The 24,553-nt window shown below is 31.9% G+C and carries 17 protein-coding genes and 2 pseudogenes; 9 read left to right on the top strand and 10 right to left on the bottom strand.

The window, feature by feature from the left end:
* Positions 1–20 precede the first annotated feature (20 nt).
* The 4 genes and pseudogenes from xylB to LQ611_RS11650 form a co-directional block, all read right to left on the bottom strand.
* The gene (xylB, locus tag LQ611_RS11665) at positions 21–1,511 is read right to left on the bottom strand and encodes a xylulokinase (protein WP_103361663.1); all 1,491 of its coding nucleotides are present in this window, start codon (positions 1,509–1,511) and stop codon (positions 21–23) included.
* 5 nt (positions 1,512–1,516) lie between these two features.
* Positions 1,517–2,839 (bottom strand): xylose isomerase, encoded by a 1,323-nt coding sequence (gene xylA, locus LQ611_RS11660; protein ID WP_025907538.1) that lies wholly within the window; start codon positions 2,837–2,839, stop codon positions 1,517–1,519.
* A gap of 157 nt (positions 2,840–2,996) precedes the next feature.
* Complete coding sequence (locus LQ611_RS11655; protein WP_107596591.1) at positions 2,997–4,145, bottom strand: ROK family transcriptional regulator; 1,149 nt, start codon at positions 4,143–4,145, stop codon at positions 2,997–2,999.
* A 522-nt stretch (positions 4,146–4,667) separates the two neighbouring features.
* A pseudogene (locus LQ611_RS11650) lies at positions 4,668–6,493 on the bottom strand (APC family permease).
* Between the two features lie 290 nt (positions 6,494–6,783).
* Here LQ611_RS11650 and mecA1 point away from each other — a divergent pair.
* Positions 6,784–8,784 (top strand): PBP2a family beta-lactam-resistant peptidoglycan transpeptidase MecA1, encoded by a 2,001-nt coding sequence (gene mecA1 / locus LQ611_RS11645; protein ID WP_107596592.1) that lies wholly within the window; start codon positions 6,784–6,786, stop codon positions 8,782–8,784.
* 48 nt (positions 8,785–8,832) lie between these two features.
* Here the strand turns inward: mecA1 and LQ611_RS11640 are convergent, their stop codons facing one another.
* Entirely contained in the window at positions 8,833–9,018 is a 186-nt protein-coding gene (locus LQ611_RS11640; RefSeq protein WP_025907530.1) for a hypothetical protein, read from the bottom strand.
* A 196-nt stretch (positions 9,019–9,214) separates the two neighbouring features.
* Between LQ611_RS11640 and LQ611_RS11635 the strand changes: the two genes are divergently transcribed.
* The 3 genes from LQ611_RS11635 (at position 9,215) to uhpT (ending at position 12,563) form a co-directional block, all read left to right on the top strand.
* Positions 9,215–9,652 (top strand): MarR family transcriptional regulator, encoded by a 438-nt coding sequence (locus LQ611_RS11635; RefSeq protein WP_049320318.1) that lies wholly within the window; start codon positions 9,215–9,217, stop codon positions 9,650–9,652.
* Between the two features lie 20 nt (positions 9,653–9,672).
* Positions 9,673–11,016: a dihydrolipoyl dehydrogenase family protein gene (locus tag LQ611_RS11630; RefSeq protein WP_107596593.1), complete on the top strand. Its 1,344-nt coding sequence runs from the start codon at positions 9,673–9,675 to the stop codon at positions 11,014–11,016.
* A 167-nt stretch (positions 11,017–11,183) separates the two neighbouring features.
* On the top strand, positions 11,184–12,563 hold the full coding sequence (gene uhpT, locus LQ611_RS11625) for a hexose-6-phosphate:phosphate antiporter (protein ID WP_075578299.1): 1,380 nt from the start codon (positions 11,184–11,186) through the stop codon (positions 12,561–12,563).
* Positions 12,564–12,598: 35 nt separating this feature from the next.
* On the opposite strand, the gene LQ611_RS11620 is transcribed toward uhpT, so the two are convergent.
* The 4 genes from LQ611_RS11620 to LQ611_RS11605 all read right to left on the bottom strand — a co-directional run bounded on the left by LQ611_RS11620 (position 12,599) and on the right by LQ611_RS11605 (position 16,738).
* Positions 12,599–13,333, bottom strand: a complete 735-nt coding sequence (locus tag LQ611_RS11620; protein ID WP_107596594.1) for a response regulator transcription factor — start codon at positions 13,331–13,333, stop codon at positions 12,599–12,601.
* A 5-nt stretch (positions 13,334–13,338) separates the two neighbouring features.
* Positions 13,339–14,880 carry a sensor histidine kinase gene (locus tag LQ611_RS11615; protein ID WP_107596595.1) on the bottom strand — a complete coding sequence of 514 codons (1,542 nt, stop codon included), beginning with the start codon at positions 14,878–14,880 and terminating at the stop codon, positions 13,339–13,341.
* On the bottom strand, positions 14,877–15,830 hold the full coding sequence (locus tag LQ611_RS11610; RefSeq protein ID WP_107596596.1) for an extracellular solute-binding protein: 954 nt from the start codon (positions 15,828–15,830) through the stop codon (positions 14,877–14,879). The genes LQ611_RS11615 and LQ611_RS11610 overlap by 4 nt, the downstream gene beginning before the upstream one ends.
* 164 nt (positions 15,831–15,994) lie before the next feature.
* Positions 15,995–16,738: a glycerophosphoryl diester phosphodiesterase gene (locus LQ611_RS11605; protein ID WP_239709584.1), complete on the bottom strand. Its 744-nt coding sequence runs from the start codon at positions 16,736–16,738 to the stop codon at positions 15,995–15,997.
* Between the two features lie 163 nt (positions 16,739–16,901).
* Between LQ611_RS11605 and LQ611_RS11600 the strand changes: the two genes are divergently transcribed.
* Positions 16,902–18,299 (top strand): MFS transporter, encoded by a 1,398-nt coding sequence (locus LQ611_RS11600; RefSeq protein ID WP_239709583.1) that lies wholly within the window; start codon positions 16,902–16,904, stop codon positions 18,297–18,299.
* 224 nt (positions 18,300–18,523) lie between these two features.
* Here the strand turns inward: LQ611_RS11600 and LQ611_RS11595 are convergent, their stop codons facing one another.
* Entirely contained in the window at positions 18,524–19,693 is a 1,170-nt protein-coding gene (locus tag LQ611_RS11595; protein WP_103361656.1) for a hydroxymethylglutaryl-CoA synthase, read from the bottom strand.
* A gap of 102 nt (positions 19,694–19,795) precedes the next feature.
* Between LQ611_RS11595 and LQ611_RS11590 the strand changes: the two genes are divergently transcribed.
* The 4 genes and pseudogenes from LQ611_RS11590 to LQ611_RS11575 all read left to right on the top strand — a co-directional run.
* Complete coding sequence (locus tag LQ611_RS11590) at positions 19,796–20,953, top strand: thiolase family protein (protein WP_025907517.1); 1,158 nt, start codon at positions 19,796–19,798, stop codon at positions 20,951–20,953.
* Complete coding sequence (locus LQ611_RS11585) at positions 20,953–22,230, top strand: hydroxymethylglutaryl-CoA reductase, degradative (protein ID WP_107590604.1); 1,278 nt, start codon at positions 20,953–20,955, stop codon at positions 22,228–22,230. Before LQ611_RS11590 ends, LQ611_RS11585 begins: the two co-directional genes overlap by 1 nt.
* Before the next feature lie 253 nt (positions 22,231–22,483).
* Positions 22,484–23,842, top strand: coding sequence for a branched-chain amino acid transport system II carrier protein (brnQ, locus tag LQ611_RS11580; protein WP_206749172.1), 1,359 nt, complete (start codon positions 22,484–22,486; stop codon positions 23,840–23,842).
* Positions 23,843–23,956: 114 nt separating this feature from the next.
* Positions 23,957–24,553: pseudogene (locus LQ611_RS11575) on the top strand (IS3 family transposase); the annotation flags it as partial.

Genomic DNA, 24,553 nt, shown 5'->3' with positions numbered 1-24,553 from the left:
TATCCCATCTCCCTGATATGCTATTTAAATTGAGTTAAATCTTTTGTTATTGGCTGAGTGGCAGTGTATACATTTTTATAAATGTTAAATAACGTTTGATAAGAATTTATATGTTCAGTAATTGGTACTATTTTTTCTTTATACTCAATCCAAGCATCATTTAGATCTTTAAATGATTTAAACCATTTTTCTCCCATAGCTGCTAACATAGCGGCACCATAAGCTGGTCCTTGCTCTTCAGTACGTGTAACAATCGTTACGCCGAAGACATCTGCTTGAATTTGTAACCATTCTTTATTTTTAGCACCACCACCAATTGATACAATTTCTTGAATAGCGATGTTATTATTTTTCATAATCTCTATACTTTCATTAATAGAATAAGTTATTCCTTCAATAACAGACCGCTTCATATCTAATTGAGTTGTATTAGCGTCTAATCCTATAAAGCTACCTCTTACAACTGCATCATTATATGGCGTACGTTCTCCCAATAAATATGGTGTATATAATAATCCATTTGCACCAATTTTAGACTGGGAAAAATCTTCTAGAAATACACTAAAATCATCCGACTTACTTATTAAATTTTTAAGCCATGACAAACTGTATCCAGCTGATAGCGTGACACCCATTATATATTTTTGATTAGGAACACAATGAGCAAAATAATGCATGCTACCATCATTTTGATAATTCGTATCATTCTCTATAGATAAGGCCACACCTGAAGTTCCAATACTTACAAGCTGTTTTGATTCATCTGTAATACCTGAACCAAGCGCACCACAAGCATTATCAGCTCCACCTTGATAGACATTAATATCCACACTAATATTCAACTGATCTTTCAGTTTATCGACTAATACACCACTTTTTTCATGTGATCCAATCACTTTTGGACAAATATTTGGATTGATTCGTAAAGTGTTGAGTAATTCTTCAGACCATTCTTCCGATTTTATGTTATACAATATAGTCCCAGAAGCATCTGATGGTTCAGTATATATATTTCCAGTCAATTTATAGACAACATAGTCTTTTGGTAACATAAATTTAAAAATTTTATTGTAGTTTTCAGGTTCATGATTTTTCAACCAGATTAACTTTGGTAGTGTGAATCCTTCAAGTACTGTATTTTGAGTGTAATTAAGTAATTGCTTTAATCCTACAGCATTTTTAATGTTTTCTACTTCTTGTGAAGTACGCGTATCATTCCATAGAATTGCTGGTCTTATACTTTCTCCTTTTTCATCAACTACTACTAAACCGTGCATCTGACCTGAAAAACTGATACCTGAAATCGATTGTTCTCCATACTTATTTAATAAATATTTTAAACTTTCAATTGTCGCTTCATACCAAATATTAGGGTCCATCTCGCTATAACCTGACTTAGGATGATTTGTTTCATAGTTAACACTATATGAATCAGCAACTAATCCTTCTTTATTGACAAGAACTGACTTCAATCCACTCGTACCGATATCGATGCCAATTACATATTCCATAATTATCAATCTCCATTGTTAATATTTAAAATATATTGATTAATTTGAGTCTTAATCACTTCTAGATGATCTGATTCATTTTCGATTTTATCAATGTTTAAAGCATATTCTTCTAATTCTTTAAATGAAGTTTTACCTTCAACTATTTGTTTACCGATTCCCTCATTAAATGATTGATACTTATCATTTATAATATTTTCAAAGAAATTATCTTCAATCATTTTGTGAGCAACTCTAAGACCTAATGCAAATGTATCCATACCCGCAATATGCGTAAGGATTAAATCTTCTTGTTTAAATGATGTTCTTCTTGGTTTAGCGTCAAAGTTTAATCCACCAGGGTTTAATCCACCATTTTTCAATATTTCATACATCGCTAAAGTCGTATCGTAAACGTCAGTTGGAAATTCATCCGTATCCCATCCTAATAACGGATGCCCTTGGTTTGCATCAACTGAACCTAATAATTGATTATCACGCGCATATCTTAATTCATGTTGAAATGTATGGCCAGCTAATGTTGCATGATTTGCTTCAATATTAAATTTAAATATTTTATCTAAACCATATTTTTGTAAAAAGGCATGTCCTGTAGCAACATCAGTATCATATTGATGAGAAGTTGGTTCTTTTGGTTTAGGTTCTATTAGAAATTGTCCTTCGTAGCCTATTTCATTAGCATAGTCCTTCGCCATTTTAAAGAAATTAGCTAAATTGTCTAACTCTAATTTCATATCAGTATTTAGTAAACTTTCATAACCTTCACGGCCGCCCCAGAATACAAAGTTTTCTGCACCAAGCTTTTTAGCAATTTCTAATGATTTTTTCACTTTTGCTGCCGCGTATGCATATACTTCAGCATTAGAAGTAGTAGCTGCACCATGTACAAAACGTTCATGTGTAAAGTTATTAGTCGTATTCCATAATAATTTTTTACCCGTACTTTTCATTTTTTCTTGAATTAAATCTACAATTATATCTAAATTTTCATTAGATTCTTTTAAATTCTTACCTTCTGGCGCAATATCTACATCATGGAAACAGAAATATTCAATATTTAATTTTTCCATAAACTCAAAAATTGCTTCAACTCGAGCTTTAGCTTTCCCCATCTCATCCAGATTATCCCAATCACGTTCAGCTGCACCAACACCAAATGGATCCGATAGGTCAGCAGTAAAAGTATGCCAGTATGCAACACTAAATCTTAAATGCTCTGCCATAGTCTTATTACCTAATTTTTCATCTGGATTATAGTATTTGAAACTATAAATATTATTTGATTTAGAACCTTCGTATTTTATATTGTCAACGTTAAAGTATGTCATGGAAATCCTCCTAGATTTTAGTTGGTTAGTTTAATAAACAAACTAACTTTAGAGATAATATAGCACACTTATTGCAATATGTAAACGCTTACTATATAAATATCATAAAAAAAACGCACTAGAAGCTTATCTAGTACGGTTTATGTGGATATATTATTTATAATCTGATATTTAAGTATAAGTCATCAATTTTTAATATTTTTTGCATTATTGATAAAGTACCACCTAATAAAGTAGCGAATTGCACATTTGATGTTAACTGAATTTGAATATCATTACGATCATATCGTTTAAACTCATTCTTAATTTCTTCCAAAATTGTAGGCATTTCATTAAATAATGGACAATTTATATAAATCGCACTGGGGTTAAATTGAATATTTAAATTATGTATGAGAACTGCAATTTTACTAATAAATTGTTTCATTTCTTCAATTACAATTGGATTCTTGTCATTATAATACTTTATTAGCTCTTTCAAAGTTATACGCTCGTTCATCTGCATGCTAATATTCTGTAAAAGGGCTTCTTGTGAAAATATATCCTCAACTTTGTGAAAAGTTTCTATATTATCAACCATTTTCGACATGAGTGTTTTGCCTATTTCTCCTGCTTCTCCATTTTCCCCTCTATATAATTGGTCATTAATGATAAGGCCAGCACCTATCCCTTTATGTATACTTAAAGAAATAAGATTTTTGTGGGCATTATTACGATTAAAATTATGTTCATATAATGCTGATAAATTTGCTTCATTCTCGATTACAACTGGAGCATTTGCAAATTTTTTGATTTCTTGAGAGAGACATATATCTTCTGTATCATGAAATGGTAAATAAGTAATATTTTGTTCGTTATCTACAACACCATGAATAGAGACTGATACTCCTAATAAACCATTTAAAGTTTCATATTTATTACTGATATCAATATTTTCTTTCAACACTTTTAATATACTACTAGCTTTATCATCTGGTAACTCATATGATTGATGTTTTATTATATTTCCATCAAAATAATTATACATAATATCAACTGAACTATAAGTTAGATCTAAAGAAACAAAATAGCCATAAAGATGGTTTACTTTAAGAAGAATAGGCTTTCTTCCCCCACTTTTTGTACTATCCCCTTCTCCAACTTCACGAACTAAAGATTTTATTTTTAATTTATTCAAAATACTAGAAATAGTTGCCTTATTAATTTCAAGGTTTTTGGATATTTGAGTACGTGAAATATTATGATGATTATATATTTCTCTTAGCACTCTTTTTTCATTATCATTAATGTTTAAAATATTTTCCATATTTGCATACCCCATAAGTTATTTTGAATTGTTATTATTTATATTGTCATTTATACCAATTATTTTAACACAAATTAGAAAATGTCAAATCACTTGTAAATGCTCATTCAAATATTAGAATGTCCAATTTATATGTTTTCTCAACTCTTTTTCTCTTTAATCTTCTTTTTTTCCAAACTGTTTAAAACTCTTCACATTCCCTAAATGATGGATTTTTGTGCATATTTGTACGTTGTTTTTTAACTCATTGGCAGTTATGTATGATTTTTGGCTTTATAGGGAATTTTTAACATAAATGGGTTAAGTTTATTTATACTTAATGTATCTTAAAAGGAAAGAGGTTTTGCAAATGGATATCGCTGGTGTTATTACAAGCATTATTGATTTAATCAAGACTTGCATTCAAACTTTCGGTTAATTTCAGTTTTATTGCATTAAAAAGGCAGAGGAAATATTCAATCTTTTGATTGTTTCCTCTGCTTTTTTTAAATATATAGTTGTAAAATACAAACGATTTTCAGTTTAATGTTTTAATTTGTATGGTATCGTTGATATGACGATATTCTTTCTATAGAATAAATGCACTTTTAACATAAAGCTTGTTTGATTGTGTAATAAATTATGCCATCTTCTATTTGTAATAAATTGCGGTATGATAACAGTTATTAAATAATCTTCTGCTGTTGCTTTATGATTAATTTTATCTATAAAACGCGTGATAGGTTTAATGACGTCTCTGTACTCTGAATGCAATACGACAAGTCGTATATCTGGGTACAATGACTTCCATTTCGCTTGTAATTTCTTCTCATTTGTTTCACCTACTGCTACGTGTACAACGATGATGTCGTCAGATGTTAATTTTGCATATGCGATAGATTTATCTACTGCATTTGTGATACCGCTTATTGGAATAATGGCTAAGTTCTTACTTTTTGTTGTAGTGCTTTTGTGTGATTCTGAAACGTGTAATTCTTTCGCGATATTTATATAGTGTTTATGAATTCGAACAAACATCAATACGACGATCGGTAAAAAGATTAAGATTGGCCACACGTGTGGCATTTTTGTTATGAGTAAAATCATAAATATTGTCAATGTTATAACAGTACCTAATGTATTGATTGCTAATTTCTTTTTCCAATGTTTCGGTTTTTCTTTGATCCATTTTATCATCATACCGAGTTGTGCTAACGTAAACGGAATGAACACCCCACTGCATATAGTGGAACAAAGTTTTCAGTTTTGCCGTTAAAGCCTATTATTAAAAATATTGCTAAAACACCTAATATAATAATAGAGTTCGAATAACCTAATCTATCACCACGAACTGTAAACATATGTGGCATGTACTTATCTTTATCCATATTTGCTGCGAGTAGTGGAAATGCTGTAAATCCAGTATTAGCCGCTAATATCAGAATGAGTACTGTTGCACCTTGAATAAAGTAGAATATCACATTTTCTCCAAAGACTTGTTTCGCAAGTTGAGATAATACAGTCGTTTCTCTTTGTGGCATAATGCCATAGAAATAAGTTAAATAGACCATACCTACAAGCATAAACCCTAAAATACTTCCCATTGCGATTAAAGTCTTAACAGCATTTTTGGGTGCGGGATCTTTGAAACTTTTAACTGAGTTCGATATCGCTTCAACACCTGTTAAAGATGATGCACCAGATGAAAATGCTTTTAGTAATAGAAAGAACGTTACACCCGGTACTGAGCTACCGACAACGGATATTGTTTGTGGTTCAGCTTGGCCAGTTGCTACTTTCCATACACCAACAACAATCAGCATAATCAAACCAAATATAAATAAATATACGGGATACGACAACACCGTTGCAGATTCTGTTAAACCTCTTAAGTTCAAAATTAAAATCAATACGACTAAAATACATGCTATTAAAATTCGTTTTTCATATAAAGATGGAAATGCGGCTACAAATGCATCAGTACCTGATGAAATACTAACAGCGACTGTTAATATATAGTCTACAAGTAACGACCCACCTGCTAGTAGCGACCATTTTTCTCCTAAGTTATGTTTTGAAACGGTATAAGCACCACCACCATGAGGATAAGCGTAAATAACTTGTCTATATGACAGCACTAATGTGATTAACAGTATCAAAATAAATGCCGTAATCGGTAGTGTATACCAAGCTGCTATAGCACCTAACACTGAGAGCACAATTAAAATCTGCTCTGGTCCGTATGCTACAGAGGACAATGCATCTGATGAAAGTATGGCTAACGCTTTTGTATTACTAATCTTTTCATTTTGTAACTCTTTGTTTTTCTTTGGTTTACCTATTAGTAATCTTTTAGCTTGAGAAAATATCATATCTAATCTCCTAATCATATTTAATAAATTGAATAAAACGTTAACGATTGATGACATCAAAAGCATATATATATTTATACGCTCATCAAATTTAAAAGTATATATAAGCAACCATCTTTCGAGTGTATTATTTCTCTTTATCAATAAAATAACTCTTAATTAAAGTGTATATTACTCCATTAATAAACTTTCATAATAAGGGTAAATTGATTATTTATGTTATATTTGTATTCACAACTTGAATAACTGAAACACTCATTCTTAGTCCTAATTCTGGGAGGATTCTTATGAAAAAATTAATCATCGCCATCGTGATTGTAATCATCGCTGTTGGTTCAGGTGTATTCTTTTATGTATCTAAAGATAAGAAAATAAACGAAACAATAGATGCCATTGAAGATAAAAACGTTAAGCAAGTCTTTAAAAATAGTACTTACCAATCTAAAAACGATAATGGTGAAGTAGAAATGACAGACCGCCCTATTAAGATTTATGACAGTCTCGGCGTCAAAGATATCAACATTAAAGATCGTGATATCAAAAAGGTTTCGAAAAACAAAAAGCAAGTCACAGCAAAGTATGAACTGCAAACGAATTACGGCGAAATTAATCGTGACGTTAAATTAAACTTTATTAAAGAAGATAAAGATTGGAAATTGGATTGGAATCAAAGTGTCATTATTCCAGGCATGAAGAAAAATCAATCCATCAATATTGAACCATTGAAATCAGAACGTGGTAAGATTTTAGACCGAAACAATGTAGAGTTAGCCACTACAGGAACAGCACATGAAGTTGGTATTGTTCCTAATAATGTTTCCACAAGTGATTACAAAGCAATCGCTGAAAAGTTAGACCTTTCAGAATCGTATATTAAACAACAAACAGAACAGGATTGGGTTAAAGATGATACATTCGTCCCTCTCAAGACTGTTCAAGATATGAATCAAGATTTAAAGAATTTTGTTGAAAAGTATCATCTCACATCACAGGAAACAGAAAGTCGAGAGTATCCGTTTGAAGAAGCAACAACGCACTTACTTGGATACGTTGGCCCTATTAATTCAGAAGAATTGAAGCAAAAAGCATTTAAAGGTTATAAAAAGGATGCCATCGTTGGTAAAAAAGGTATCGAAAAACTATACGATAAAGAACTTCAAAATAAAGACGGATACCGTGTCACAATTATTGATGATCAAAATAAAGTGATAGATACATTAATCGAGAAAAAGAAAAAAGACGGTAAAGATATTAAATTAACCATTGATGCTAGAGTCCAAAAAAGTATTTATAACAACATGAAAGATGACTACGGTTCGGGGACTGCTATTCATCCACAAACTGGTGAACTCTTAGCACTTGTCAGCACGCCATCTTATGATGTTTATCCATTTATGAATGGAATGAACGATGAAGATTATAAGAAATTAACTGAAGATGATAAAGAGCCACTCCTTAATAAGTTCCAAATTACGACATCACCGGGTTCGACTCAAAAAATATTAACAGCCATGATTGGCTTAAAAAATAAGACATTAGACGGCAAAACAAGTTATAAAATTAATGGAAAAGGTTGGCAAAAAGATAAATCTTGGGGTGACTACAACGTTACAAGATATGAGGTCGTGAATGGCGATATTGACTTAAAACAAGCTATTGAATCATCAGATAATATCTTCTTTGCGAGAGTTGCACTTGAATTAGGCAGCAAAAAATTCGAAGAAGGAATGAAACGCCTTGGTGTTGGTGAAGATATCCCGAGTGATTATCCATTCTACAATGCACAAATTTCAAATAAGAACTTAGATAATGAAATATTGTTAGCTGACTCAGGTTATGGCCAAGGTGAAATATTAATCAATCCTGTTCAAATTCTTTCAATATACAGCGCATTAGAGAACAAAGGTAATGTGAATGCACCACATGTACTGAAAGATACGAAAAATAAAGTCTGGAAGAAGAACATCATTTCCCAGGAAAATATTAAGTTGTTAACAGACGGTATGCAACAAGTCGTTAACAAAACACATAGAGAAGATATTTATAGATCATATGCCAACTTAGTTGGTAAATCAGGTACAGCTGAACTCAAGATGAAACAAGGTGAGACAGGACAACAAATAGGTTGGTTCATTTCATATGATAAAAATAATCCAAATATGATGATGGCTATTAATGTGAAAGATGTACAAGATAAAGGCATGGCAAGTTACAATGCCAAAATATCTGGAAAAGTGTATGACGATTTATATGATAACGGTAAGAAAACGTATCGTATTGATAAATAAACAAACAGAGCAGCATCCGCGATTGGATGCTGCTCTGTTTTTATGTCTTTAAAAAATATTCATAACAATTCTAGAAATATATAGCAACGCAATGATTAAACTGCATAGAAATACCATGCTCATATATTTTTTCTTTTTAGGCTTTGCTGCTTCAATTTCGTCTTTATTCTCTAGATATTCTAGCAATTCTTTCTCTATTTCCTCGTTAATATCTTTGTCATGATTTTCACTCACAACCATCCCTCCACGACTACATGTTCATCTTTAAATTTATATTATTACAATTTCTGTAAAAGGACAATCTTTACTTTGTATTAATTACAAGTTATCAATTCTAGTACCTTTTTTCAATTTGTGAGCACCACATTTGATTAATCGCGCACGATAATTTAATATATAATCAATCGCACACGATAGAAAGGAGTATTTTATGGATTACAATATGAAACTAGCCAATCAAGTTTGTTTCTCAGCATATAATGTAAGTCGATTATTTGCCCAATTTTATGAAAAAGAGCTTAAGTCATTTGGTTTAACTTACTCACAATATTTAGTCTTACTTTCATTATGGGAGGAAAATCCTCAAACATTACATTCAATTGGTCATAAATTGGACCTTTCAAGCAACACGCTTACCCCACTACTTAAAAGATTAGAACAATCAGGATGGGTCACTCGACAAAAATCAGACCAAGACAAAAGACAATTAATTGTTTCGTTAACTCAAAAAGGGAAAGATCAAAAGCAACCTATTTACGATGCTATCTCTAAATGTGTATCAGAAGATATGAATTTAGAATTATACAAACAAACGAAAGACATTATGGATCAATTAGAAACAACTTTAAGAAAGCAATTAAATAAATAACATATAAAGGGTGATAAACTATGAAAAAATTTGATGTTGTATTTATAGGAAGTGGTCATGCTGCATGGCACGCTGCGTTAACGTTAAAACATGCAGGCAAATCTGTAGCCATTATAGAAAAAGACACGATAGCTGGTACATGTACAAATTACGGTTGTAATGCCAAAATCTTACTTGAAGGACCTTATGAAGTATTAGAAGAAGCTAGTCACTATCCTCAAATTATTGAATCTGACCAATTACATGTAAACTGGGAGAACTTGATGCAATATAAGAAAGCTGTCATAAATCCCCTTTCCAATACGCTTAAATCTATGTTTGAACAACAAGGTATCGAAGTTATAATGGGTGCCGGTAAATTAGTAGATGCTCATACAGTTGATGTTGAAGGTACGCCTATTCAAGCTGAAAACATCGTCATTGCAACAGGACAACATAGTAATAAATTAGATATAGAAGGTAGCGCATTAACACATGATAGTCGTGACTTCTTATCTTTAGATAAAATGCCAAATAGCATCACATTTATTGGTGCTGGTATTATTAGTATCGAATTCGCTTCAATCGCAATTAAATCAGGTGCTGAAGTTCATGTCATCCACCATACAGATAAACCATTAGATGGATTTAATGAAAAACACATCGCGAAATTAATTCATAAACTTGAATCTGAAGGCGTACAATTCCATTTCAATGAAAATGTTCAATCAGTACAACAAACTGGTAACAGTTATCACGTAACAACAGAAACAGGACTTAGCGTTGATACTGACTATGTTCTAGATGCTACTGGACGTAAACCAAATGTACAAAATATAGGACTAGACGAATTAGGCATCGAATATAGTGAAAAAGGTATTCAAGTTGATGATTATTTAAGAACAAACATACACAACATATATGCAAGCGGAGATGTATTAGATAAAACAATCCCTAAATTAACACCAACAGCAACATTTGAATCTAACTACATCGCGACTCATATATTAGGTATCAATCCAAACCCAATTCAATATCCAGTGATACCATCAGTATTATACTCATTACCAAGACTTTCACAAATAGGTGTTACAGTTAAAGATGCAGAGCAAAGCGAAGCATATACAATAAAAGACATACCATTTGGTAAACAAATGGTATTTGAATATAAAAATGAAACAGAAGCGGAAATGACAATTATATTAAACGCAGACAAACAACTCGTTGGCGCAGAAATCTACGCAGACGACGCAGCAAACTTAATCAATCTACTAACATTTATCGTTAACCAAAAACTAACAGCCAAAGACCTCAACCAACTCATCTTTGCATTCCCAGGTTCATCAAGCGGCGTGCTAGATTTATTAAAAGTAGCAATGATGTAGGATATATAAACAGAGGTAAGTCTACCGTCACTAATACGGAAGACTTACCTCTGTTTTTGTTTTGGAAAATCACTTCACTTTTTTGGATAAAATGACATTTATTCGTATATAAAGCGCTTACAAAAATTGCTAAGATTTTTATATACAAAACTACACGGGGTGATTACATGCAATTTTTTGAAATTAACAAAATTCCTAACAAAGGAATTCCACTTTCAACTCAAAGAAAGTTATGGCTTCGACACTTTTTAAAAGCTTTCTTTGTAGTATTCTTTACATATATGGCGATGTATTTAATTAGAAATAACTTTAAAGCTGCTCAGCCATTACTAAAAGAAGAAGTCGGTCTGACTACTTTAGAATTAGGATATATCGGGTTAGCGTTTAGTATTACATATGGTCTTGGTAAATCATTACTCGGCTATTTTATAGATGGTAAGAACACTAAGAAAGTTATTTCATTCTTACTTGTTTTAGCAGCTCTTGCTGTTTTAATAATGGGCTTCACGCTTAGTTACTTTGGTTCTATTTTAGGACTATTCATTGTTTTATGGGGATTAAACGGTGTGTTCCAATCAGTTGGTGGCCCAGCCAGTTATTCGACAATCTCAAGATGGGCACCACGTTCGAAAAGAGGACGTTACCTTGGATTTTGGAATACTTCACATAATATCGGTGGTGCAATAGCAGGCGGACTTGCATTGTGGGGCGCACATACATTCTTTAACGGTAGTGTTGTTGGTATGTTTATCTTCCCTTCAGTCATTGCTTTAATTATAGGTATTGCTGGTTTATTCATTGGTAAAGATGATCCTGAAGAATTAGGTTGGAATCGTGCTGAAGAAATATGGGAAGAACCAATTGAGCAAGAAAATATTGATTCAGTTCATATGTCAAAATGGGAAATTTTCAAAACTTACATATTAAAAAATCCGGTTATTTGGATTTTATGTATTTCAAACGTATTTGTTTATATAGTACGTATAGGTATAGATAACTGGGCACCTTTATACGTATCTGAGCATTTAGGATTCGGTCAATCTGATGCTATCAATACCATATTCTACTTTGAGATAGGTGCACTTGTTGCGAGTTTATTATGGGGATATGTTTCCGATTTACTCAAAGGACGTCGTGCTGTCGTAGCAGTTGGTTGTATGTTCATCATTACATTTGTAGTTATACTTTATACAAATGCTACAAGTGTTGCTATGGTTAATATCGCTTTATTTGCATTAGGTGCATTAATATTTGGTCCTCAACTATTGATTGGTGTTTCATTAACAGGATTTGTACCAAAACGAGCAATCAGTGTTGCTAATGGTATGACAGGATCATTCGCTTATTTATTCGGTGATTCAATGGCCAAAGTAGGACTTGCTGCTATTGCAGACCCTAAATCAAAAGGATTAAATGTATTTGGTTACACACTTAGCGGTTGGACAGACGTATTTATCGTCTTCTACTTCGCCTTATTCATAGGCATCATTTTATTATGTATCGTTGCATACTATGAAGAAAAGAAAATACGCTCATTAAACATTTAATATAAAAAAAGGAATGGATTTTAACCCATTCCTTTTTATTTTTTCATATAATCACTTGGTGATACTTCTAAATATTTTTTGAATTGATAACTGAACACTTTATATTCTGAAAAGCCTACCATATCAGCTACTTCATAATGTTTATAATGGTGTTCTAGTAGATGAAGGGATTTGAATACTCTATATCTATTTAAATAATCTAATATTGTAATACCTACTTCTTGTTTAAAAATCCTCATAAGATAGCTTTCACTTGCGTCAAATTGACTAAGCATTTCTTTCACTGATTGTTTATCGTGATAGTGTTTACGGATATATTGAATGATTTTATTTACATAATAGTCATCATAATCAACCTCTTTTAAAGGTTTGAACACTTCTATATCTACTTTTTCTTCTTGATCATCATACTGTTCAAAAATCTTATTGAGTATTTGTTTTAATTCTTGTTGGTTAATAGGTTTTAGCAAATAATCTGTTACTTTATGTTGAATGCCTGCTTTCATATATTCGTAATCGTCATAACTAGATAAAATAATTTTCTCACAAGAAATGTCTTTAATGTTCTCTAGTAATTGTATGCCATTCACCTTAGGCATTCTAATATCAATAATTACGAGTAGTGGATGATTGAGATGAATTAATTCCAGTGCTTCTTCTCCGTCTTTTGCTAACAATACTTCATTGAAATTATAATCAGACCATTGTATAGAAGACTTCAAACCTTCTCTTATAATTCTTTCATCATCACAAATAATAACTGTATGCATAATACTCACCTACCTTTAGGAATTCTTAGAGCAATCATTGTGCCTTTATTTTCAATTGAATAAATTTTTATTTTTGATTTTAAACCATACTTCAATATTAATTTATGATTCAAATGGTTTAATCCTAAATGTGTTGTTTCATAAACAGAAAGATTTAAATTTTCTCTCGTTAATCTTAGTTGTTCTTTTGACATGCCATCCCCATCATCTTTAACAATAATAAGAAGATGATGCGCGTTTTCTCTTATTCGAATATTGATTGTCAAATCATGTTCACGTTCATTATGTTTGATCGCATTTTCTATAAATGGAAATATACACATTTTATCGATTTTCATTTCTTTAATATCAGAAGGTACATCGATTAATAATTTTATTTTGTCGTCAAATCTTACATTTTGAATAGAGATATATTTCTTTATATATAGGAGTTCATCTTTAAAGAGTACATTATCAGACTTAACTCTTAATGAATATCTCAGCATTTCTGAAAGTTGTTGCAAAATTTCTTCCGCCTTGTTCGGAGAAGTACTTACAAGATATTGTATCGTTTGCATTGTATTGAATAAAAAATGCGGGTGAAATTGTCTTTCTATTTCTTTAAGTTGAATTTCTCTCAATGATTTTTCTGTATCTTCAATTGAATGAATTAATGCTTCATTGGATTCAAACAAATCATAAACATACTTATTAATTTCTTCTAGTTCACTTGTACGGGATAAAGGTTCATATGTACCTAGTTTTCTTTCTTTTGCGTATTTAATTCGCTTAATAATTGATTCTATATCTCGCGTTTGAACTTGAGAAATTTTACTAGAAGAAATGTAACCAAATATAGTTAAAATGACGAATGTTAACAACATAATTGATAGTAATTTAAAACCGTCATTCAATATTTCATGTATATCTTTTAATAAAACAATATGTGCATTTAACTCAGGTATATATTCACTTTTATAAACATAGCCAAATTTAGGTAATGTAACTTTATAGTTTGAAGGGATCTTTTCATAATTTGAATACAAGACATTATCATAACTATCTACTAATAATAAATGTTGATTATTTTTATAGTGTAATTGATTCAAATAAGGTTGTTCTTCTATATATATCGAAAGTTTATAATAACCATTGTTAAACTTTATATTTTGACTCTTTATGCGAAGTAAATTCGATAAATTTTTATCTTCATAATTATTCGTCATTTTTATATCATGATTTTCTAATATATAAATCATAGAAGCATCTTTTATGTGAATCGAATCGTTAATGAGACGACGTATTTCTGTTTTATCATCATCATTCTTAGGATCTAAAGATTCAAATTTGTGTTTATCATTATTAATGGCTTTTGTAACTTTCTGATTTAACGACGTAATAATATCTTTACTTTCAACTATATTATGCTTCAAACTATTTATTTCAATCATTCTGTATACGCCTAAAAATGTTGCAAATCCTATTAATATAATTAAAAATGCCGGTAGTATTGTAGTGATAAATAAAGATTTTCTAATCATACGTTGATAAGGTTTAGTTGGTATCATTGAATCAACTCCAAAAATTGCTTTCTAGTTAGATGACTAATATCTTCATCCTTAATTACAGGTATTTCCCTAAACTTTGCTGCAACTTGCTTATTTTGATTAAAAACATCTTTTCTACCGGACTGAATTTTATACTCATCTGCTATTTTTTGTTGAACCTTTTTACTTGTTAAATAATTAATCAGTTTTTTACTTTTCGGATTAATATTTTCTTTTTTTACAAGTGCGATGCCGTCATGATTCAACATTGTACCTTCACTTGGATAAATCATTTTCAAAGGATAACCTTTATTAATATAAGCTTTAGCATCCGATTCATAACTTAAACCAGCATAATATTTACCTTTCGCAACTTCTTGTATAACTTTAGAAGATTTATCAACTTTATTTGCAGAAACCATAAAATCTTTTACGTCATCAACATTGTGATTAATACTTTCAATAGCTTTCATATGTTGGTATCCCGTCGTTGTTTCTAATGGATTAGAATAAACCACTTTACCTTTCAATTCATCAGCACATAAGTCTTTATAACCTTTAACTTTAATATTTCCTATTAAGTCTTTGTTCACAACAATTGTAGTTGGCATTAATATGAAATCCGAAACATACGGAACTTTTTGTTTAGCATATTTCATATACTTCTGATTTTTTGATTCGTATGCTTCAAAATCATCTGGATGTTCAATCATTTCTGACAAAACACCACCAACCACAATATCCCCTAGTTCATCTTCATCTGCTTGATGAATTTCCCTTAATAATACTTGTGTAGAACCCTGCTTAAGTTCAACTTTAACATTTTCAGTTTGCTCAAAGTCATTTAATAAAGAACGTATTAATTCTCTAGGATACGGAGAATAAACAGTTATCGTTTCTTGATGATTGTTTAATTTTCCACACCCAGAAACAATCAATAATAAGCAAACTATAACAAAAAATTTCTTCATAATTTTTCTCCCGATTATTGTTTTTCATTTACTGCTCTTGAAATTATTTTATCATTTGGAATAAATTATCAATATGGTTTTTTACATATTACAAACAAAAAAACACTAGGTTATTCTATTTGAACAACCTAGTGTTTAACAAATTATATTATTAATAGTCTCTCCTACTCAGACAAATGCACCATTTTATCTACGCTGTCTGTGAATATGCCATCAACGCCCCAGTTTGCTAATTGGTTTGCGCGTGCTAGTTTGTTTACGGTCCAAACGTTTAATTCATAACCCGCTTCTTTGACCATTCTTACTTTTGCTTTTGTGAGTTTGGCATCTTCTGTATTCACTATCTTCGCATTGCAATAGTCTAACAATGTTCTCCAGTCTTCTTTGAATGATGTCGTATGGAAGATGACAGCTCTTTTATATTCTGGCATGATTTCTTCTGCTAGTTTAACGAGTACGACGTTAAAGCTTGATATGAGTACTTCTTGATTTTGATTTAAGTTTGCTAATTTTTCTTTAACTTGCTTTACCATACTTTTAGATAGAACGAGTCCATTCGCGCCAGTGACGCCTTTCAATTCTACATTTAGGTTCATGTTATATTCATTTGCTATTTCTATCACATCATCGAATGTTGGTAAGCGTTCATCTTTAAATTTCTCACCATACCATGATCCTGCTGATGCTTCTTTTAATTCTTCATAGTTTAATGCTGTTATTTCCCCAGACATACTTGTTGTACGGTCTAAATAGTCATCATGAATGATGATTAATTGTTTATCTTTTGTAATGGCAACATCTAACTCTAGCCATTTTACACCTTCTATTTCTGAAGCTGCTTTAAAAGATGCTATTGTATTTTCTGGAGCTTTACTTGGTAATCCTCTATGTCCATATATTGTTAGCATATTACCTCTCCTTGCGCTTTTTATTTTTAAATTGTTAATTTTTTGATTCTTAGGGTATATATTTACAACAAACATCCGTAGAATCAGCATACCTGTATTATCACATTATTGGTCTGTTTATTGCCAACAAAATGTGTGTAGATTTTTTAAGGAGGGTATGGTTATGGCTAGTGAAACAATTACAATACATACTAAACAGGATATTATCGATTATGTGAACGAACGTAAGACGACAAAGCGTACGTCACTATTATTAATTATCGTATTAGGCACAATATTTTTAGATGCTTATGATTTAACAATTTTAGGTACAGCAACTGATCAACTTACTCAAGAATTCAAACTTTCTCCGACTTACTTATCATTCATTATGACAGCAATGCCATTCGGTGCATTATTTGGTGCTGCAATTGGTGGATTTTACGCCGATAAATTAGGTCGTAAATTAATTCTATCTGTCTCATTGATTTCTTTAATTATCGGGGCGATTGGTGCCGCGTTATCACCTGCACCAGCTATTTTATTATGTTTCAGATTATTGATGGGATTTGCAATTGGTATGGATAGCCCAGTTGCTTTTACTTTTATAGCAGAAATCAGTAATAAAAAAGATAAAGGCTGTAACGTCAACTATTGGCAAGTCGTTTGGTATATCGCCGTTGTATCTTCGGCTCTTATCGTTATTTTGTTATATTCTCTTGGTACAGGTGCTTGGTTATGGCGTTATTCCGTAGCACTCGGCGCAGTGTTCGCAACGATTATACTCGTTTTAAGATTATTTTATTTAAGCGAAAGCCCATCATGGTCAATGAAAAATAAAACCTTAACAGAAGCGAGTAAAGAACTCGAAAAGAACTACAACATCAATGTGAATATCGAACCTAATAAAGGTGAATATGAATCATTTAGTAAAACAGAAGTTAAAAATCCTTTACGTACATTGTTTAATAAACGCTATCGTAAAAGAACAATATTAGCGACTTCCATTGCAACATTACAAGGTATGCAGTACTATGCAATCGGTCTATATATTCCTTTAATCGCAATTTATATAATCGGAGAAAACAAAATCGAATCCTTATCAGGTACTGCACTCATTAATATCGCGGGTATCATTGGTGGTTTAACTGGTGCATTACTCACAACAAAATACGGCGCACGTAAATTAACAATTGCTGGGTTTAGCATTGTAGGGACAGCCATGATTATTATAGGTTTATTTTATGGACATTCCTATACTTGGTTGATTGCGTTAATGGTGGCATTTTTCCTATTTGGACATTCAGGTGGACCAGGAACTCAAGGTAAAGCAATTGCCGCCCTATCATACCCTACAATTCTACGAGGTAAAGGAACAGGCTTTGTTGAATCCGTGAGTAGATTCGGTAGTATGTTTGGTACATTTATTTTTCCAATTATATTAGCTAACTTAGGATTAAATAAGACAATGCTGCTATTAGCATTAGTGCCTATAGTTGGGCTAATCATTACTACTTATATTAAATGGGAACCAGTAGGTAAAGATGTCGAGCACGAAGATCAATATATTGAAAAAGTTTAATACAAAAAGCAAAAGCCTAGGACAACCTCCTAGGCTTTGTTACTTATGAAGTTCAATTTTCGCTATCTCGTGAGTTTACTGCATCTTTAACTCATATCTTTTACGATCTCGTGAGTTTATCACACCTTTAACTCACATCTTTTCAGTATTACAACTCATACTCAAAAAATACACCTAAAAATTTGAAAGCCTAGGACGTCTTGAGATGTCCTAGGCTTCATTTATTATTCTTCTGTTTTATATGTTCTAATGTGATCTGCGATACTGTGTAAGTATACTTTTGAATATGGGTCTTGTCTGAGTTCGCGTTCGAAGTCAAATTCTTGGTTATCAAATCTATTAAAGAAAGTTTCGTATTCTTCTACAGATAATTGTTCTCTTGATGCAAGCATGTCTAAGTGTTTTTCTTTATCTAGCGCTTTATCATAATCTTCTACGATTGAACCACTAAATATTTCAGCTACTGCACCTGAACCATAACTAAATAGACATACTTCTTGTCCTGCTTGGAATGTATGGTTTTGTAATAAAGAAATTAAACTTAAATACAATGAACCTGTATAAATATTTCCTACGTCTCTATTCCATAGTACAGAATCTTGATATGCATCCATTAATCTGTTTTTAATTGAATCTTCTACGTTTTCGTTTAAAATAGTCTTGAAGGCTTTTTCGCCCATTTTAGTAAATGGAACGTGGAAACAGAATGATTCAAAATCATTTACTTTATGACCTGTACGTTTAGCGTATTCATTCCAAACTGTGTTGAATGATTCAATGTATGCATCTTTAGATAAAGCACCATCTACGACAGGATATTTTTCAGATGTTGGTCTCCAGAAATCATATACATTATTTGTATATGCAACGCTATCGTCATTTAATTCTAAAATTCTAGGATTATGACTCAATAGTAAAGCGACTGCTCCTGCACCTTGTGTAGGTTCTCCACCTGAATTTAATCCGTAACGTGCGATATCAGATGCGATTACAAGTACTTTTTTACTCGGATTGTTTGATAAGAAGTCTTTAGCAAGTTGGATAGCTGCTGTAGCTGAGTAACATGCTTCTTTCATTTCAATACAACGTGCAAATGGTTGAATATTTAATTGGTTATGAATCTCTATTGATGCTGCTTTAGAGTGATCAACGCCTGATTCAGTCGCTACGATCACCATGTCGATATCTTTTTTATCTTGTTCAGATAATATATCTTGAGCAGCGTTAATACCCATTGATATAATATCTTGGCTTACTGGATTAACGGCCATTTTATTTTGACCGATACCAATTTTAAATTTATTTGGATCTACTCCACGAGCATTTGCCAAATCTTCCATACTTACATAAAAACTTGGGATGTAAAAATCTAATTTATCAATACCTATTGCCATAATAATTTCCTCTCAATATGTTATTTTATATATTGAATGATATCAAACTACATTAAATATTGACAATTATTAATAAATAAATTTTTAAGGAGAACATAAAATATGAATAAAGTTGTAATCGTAAGTGCTCAAAGAACACCTGTAGGAAAATTCAGAGGAAAATTGAGTAACTACTCTGCAGTAGAATTAGGGACTGCTGCTTTAAAATCTGCAATCAATAAAATCCAACTAGATCCTAAAGATATAGAAAATGTAATTTTCGGTAACGTTGTTCAAGCAGGTACGGGACAAAATGCTGCTCGACAAATTGCTGTAAATGCTGGTTTACCATATGAAACACCTGGTATGACAGTAAACGAAGTTTGTGGATCAGGACTTAAATCTATCATTTTAGGGAAACAACTTATTCAACTTGGAGAAGCAAATGTTGTTGCTGTAGGCGGCATCGAAAGCATGACAAACACACCAGACCTTGTGCTTAAAAAAGGCGACGCACCTGTTAAAAGTTTCATGCATGATGGTTTAACAGACGTCTTTCATAATATGGCGATGGGCTTAACTGCAGAAGCAATTGCAACTAAATATGAAGTTACCCGTGAAGAACAAGATACGTTTGCATTAAATTCACATTTAAAATCTGATAAAGCAACAAAAGCTGGTAAATTCAATGAAGAAATTGTTCCATTAGAAGATGTTAATGGTGAAACAATAACTTCAGATGAATTAATCAGACCTGAAAGTACAATAGAAGATCTTGCAACATTAAAGACAATTTTCAAAGAAGACGGTACAGTTACTGCGGGTAACGCTTCAGCTTTAAGCGACGGTGGTTCTGCTTTAATTTTAATGAGTGAATCATACGCGAAAGAACATGGCTACACAATCTTAGCAACTGTCGGACAACACGCTGAAATCGGCTGTGATCCATTATATATGGGTTATGCACCATTCTATGCTGTAGAGTCACTATTAAACAAGACTGGAAAAACAATTCAAGATATCGATTTAGTTGAGATGACAGAAGCATTCTCAGCACAAAGCATTCCTGTTAAAAAGAACCTTAACATTCCAGATGAGAAATTTAACATTTATGGTGGCGCGATTGCTTTAGGTCACCCACTAGGCTCAACTGGCTCAAGATTAGTTACAACACTTGCACATGCCTTAAAACAAGAAGATAAGCAAACGGGTATTGCAACTGCATGTATCGGTGGTGGCTTAGGTATAGCATTAATGATAGAAAAAGGAGTAGGACTTTAATGAAACCTTTAACGAAAGATTTCAGACACTTATCACGACTTGAGAAAATCAAACAATTAAAAGATCATGGTTGGATTAAAGAAGAATCTGAGCAAATATTACTTAACAATTCAGAAATAGATAAAGAACTTTTAGAGAATTTAATCGAAAATGTCATTGGTCAAGGTACGCTACCAGTAGGTGTCTTACCTGAAATTATAGTAGAAGATAAAGCATACGCTGTACCTATGATGGTCGAAGAGCCTTCAGTAGTCGCAGCAGCAAGTTTCGGTTCTAAACTTTTCAACAAATCTGGTGGTCTTAAAGTTGTTCAAAGTGACAATATTAAATTAGGTCAAATCGTATTTGATAATGTTACAGATACTGCTCAACTATCTAAGGATATACTAAATTTAGAATCAGATATACACCAAGTAACCGATCAAGTCTACCCTTCTATCCTTAAAAGAGGTGGAGGTTACCGCAAAATCGAAACGGATGAATTCCCTGAAGAAGGCATGCTTTCTTTAAAAGTTCATATCGATACACGTGATGCAATGGGTGCTAATATTATCAATACTATTCTTGAAGGTATTGCACACTATTTAGAAACTCAATTAAGTGATACAAACGTATTAATGAGTATCCTTTCAAACTATTCAACAACATCTGTGATTCGCATCGAAGGTAAAATTGCCGTTTCAGACTTAGAAAAAGGTGAAGTAAGCGGTGCAGAAGTCGCACACCGTATGGAGAGAGCATCTGTATTAGCGCACATCGACCCATACAGAGCAGTGACTCATAATAAAGGTGTTATGAATGGTATTAGCTCTGTTGTATTAGCTTCAGGTAATGATACGAGAAGCGTTGAAGCAGGTGCGCATGCTTATGCAAGTAAAGACGGACAATATAGAAGTTTAACAACTTGGAAATATGATAGAAATAACGAATTTTTAGTAGGTACAATAGAATTACCATTAACACTTGGCATTATTGGCGGAAGCATAGATCTCTTACCAATATCTAAAGTTACATTAGACTTACTAGGCGTTAAAACAGCACAAGAATTAGCGCATATTGTAGCATCAGTCGGACTTGCACAGAACTTTTCAGCATGTCGTGCACTCGTATCAGAAGGTATACAACATGGTCATATGAACCTACACTATAAATCATTAGCAATTAAAATCGGTGCAAAAGGTAATGAAATCCAACTAATAACAGAAGCACTTAAAAATATGGATAAACCAAACCTAGAAGCAGCACAAGGATTACTTTATGAGATGAGAAATAACTAGAAATTTGGTGAGCTTAGATATGCGATTCGGTGCGCTAACGATCTTGTTTCGCTTTCTTGGACGTTAGAATTTCTAACGATCTTGTTTTCGTTTCTTGATCGTTAGCGCCACAAAAGTAAACATAAAAGAGCCTAGAACAGTATTCATCCTTGTCCTAGGCTCTTTCTTTGTATATCCTCAATATCAATTTGACATCTTCTTACAAAACACATTAAGATAGTGAAGTTGATTAAAAAAATAGGAGAAATTTATCATCATGAAAAATAAACTTACTTTTAAAGAAAATATATATATCGGATCATTACTTTTTGGCTTGTTTTTTGGAGCGGGAAATTTAATCTTCCCTATTCATTTAGGTCAACTGGCAGGATCAAATGTTTTAACGGCCAATATTGGTTTCTTAATTACTGCGATTGGTTTACCATTCTTAGGAATTATCGCAATTGGTATTTCTAAGACGAATGGTATTTTTGAAGTAACGACACGTGTAAATCGCAAATATGCTTATATATTCACGATTTTACTTTATCTTGTAATTGGTCCCTTTTATGCTTTACCTAGGCTTGCAACGACATCGTTTGAAATTGCATTTACACCGTTTATTTCAGATTCATCTGTCACATTATATTTATCGATATTTAGTATTTTATTCTTCTTAGTTGCTTGGTTTTTCTCAAAAAAACCTTCAAAAATTCTAGAATATATCGGTAAATTTTTAAATCCTGTATTTTTAGTCCTTTTAGGCTTATTGATTTTATTAGCGTTTATTAATCCAATTGGACAAGTATCAAATGCTAATATTAGTCCTGATTATGAAAACAGCGCGTTATTAAAAGGTTTCATTGATGGTTATAATACGCTAGATGCTTTAGCTGCACTTGCATTCGGTATTATTATCGTATCAACTATTAAAAAGTTAGGTATTACAAACCCAAATCATATTGCGAAAGAAACATTCAAATCTGGTACGATTAGTATTATTTTAATGGGTATTATTTATAGTTTATTAGCATTTATGGGTACGATGAGTTTAGGTCATTTTAAAGCGAGTGAAAATGGTGGCATAGCTTTAGCTCAAATCGCACGATATTATTTAGGTGATTACGGCATCATATTACTATCACTCATCATTATCGTAGCTTGCTTAAAAACTGCTATTGGCCTAATCACAGCCTTTTCAGAAACATTCACAGAACTATTTCCAAAGCAAAACTATTTAATGTTTGCAACAGTTGTAAGTATTATTTCATGTATTTTTGCTAATGTTGGTTTAACAAAAATTATTGAATACTCTACACCAGTATTAATGTTTTTATATCCTTTAGCGATTACAATTATTTTGCTAACGTTATTCAGTTCATTCTTTAATCATTCAAAAATCATTTATCAATTTACGACATATTTTACAATGATCGCTTCATTTGTTGATGGTATTAAAGCAAGTCCTGAATTCATCGCAAATACAGGTTTTGCACATGCAGTTATCAATTTTGGCGAAAAATTCTTACCATTCTTCACGATTGGAATGGGTTGGGTATTACCGTCCGTTGTCGGATTTATCATCGGCTTCATCGTATATCAATTTAAGAAATCATCATACAAAACAACATAATTCAGACAAAAGCAAGTTACCTCGACTATGCATTAACCCCAGGATGTGGGAGTAAAATAAAAACACTTTCGTTGAATTCATATTAAAATGAATTTATACGGAGGTGTTTTTTCTATGAAAAGAGTGGCATATTCAGTTGAAACAAAATATAAAGTAGTAGAAATGAAACTTAAAGGATATAGTACAAGAGAAATAATGGATGCTTTAAATATTAAAAATGAATCTCAAGTTAAAGTGTGGTGGAAATGGTATAGAAATGGGGAAACACATAGATTCAATCAACAAGTAGGTAAACAATATTCCTACGGAAAAGGAAATGAAGAATTGAGTACTGTTGAGACGCTAAAAATTGAATTAAAGCGCAAAGAAGTAGAAAATGAAATTTTAAAAAAGTACAAGGAATTGGAAAGGAAGTGGTCCCAGAGGTAGTTGTTGAATTAGTAAATGAATTGAAATCTAAATATACAGTGAAAGTCATTTTAGAAGCTTTAGATATTCCAAAATCAAATTATTACAGATGGAAAAACAAAGATTTCAGTATATCTGAGGATGAACGAGAAATTATAGAACTATGTAAGAAACATCGTTTTACATATGGTTATAGAAAAATAACTGACTTGTTAAATAGAAAAAATAATAAACCAATTAATCACAAAAAAGTACAAAGGATTATGCAAAAACATAATTTAAATTGTAAAGTACGAATGAAGA

Source organism: Mammaliicoccus sp. L-M44 (genome assembly GCF_022386355.1).
In the GTDB taxonomy this organism is placed as follows: domain Bacteria; phylum Bacillota; class Bacilli; order Staphylococcales; family Staphylococcaceae; genus Mammaliicoccus; species Mammaliicoccus sciuri_A.
Note: the sequence above shows the minus strand (reverse complement) of the source record. Positions and strands in the feature narration are given on the sequence as shown.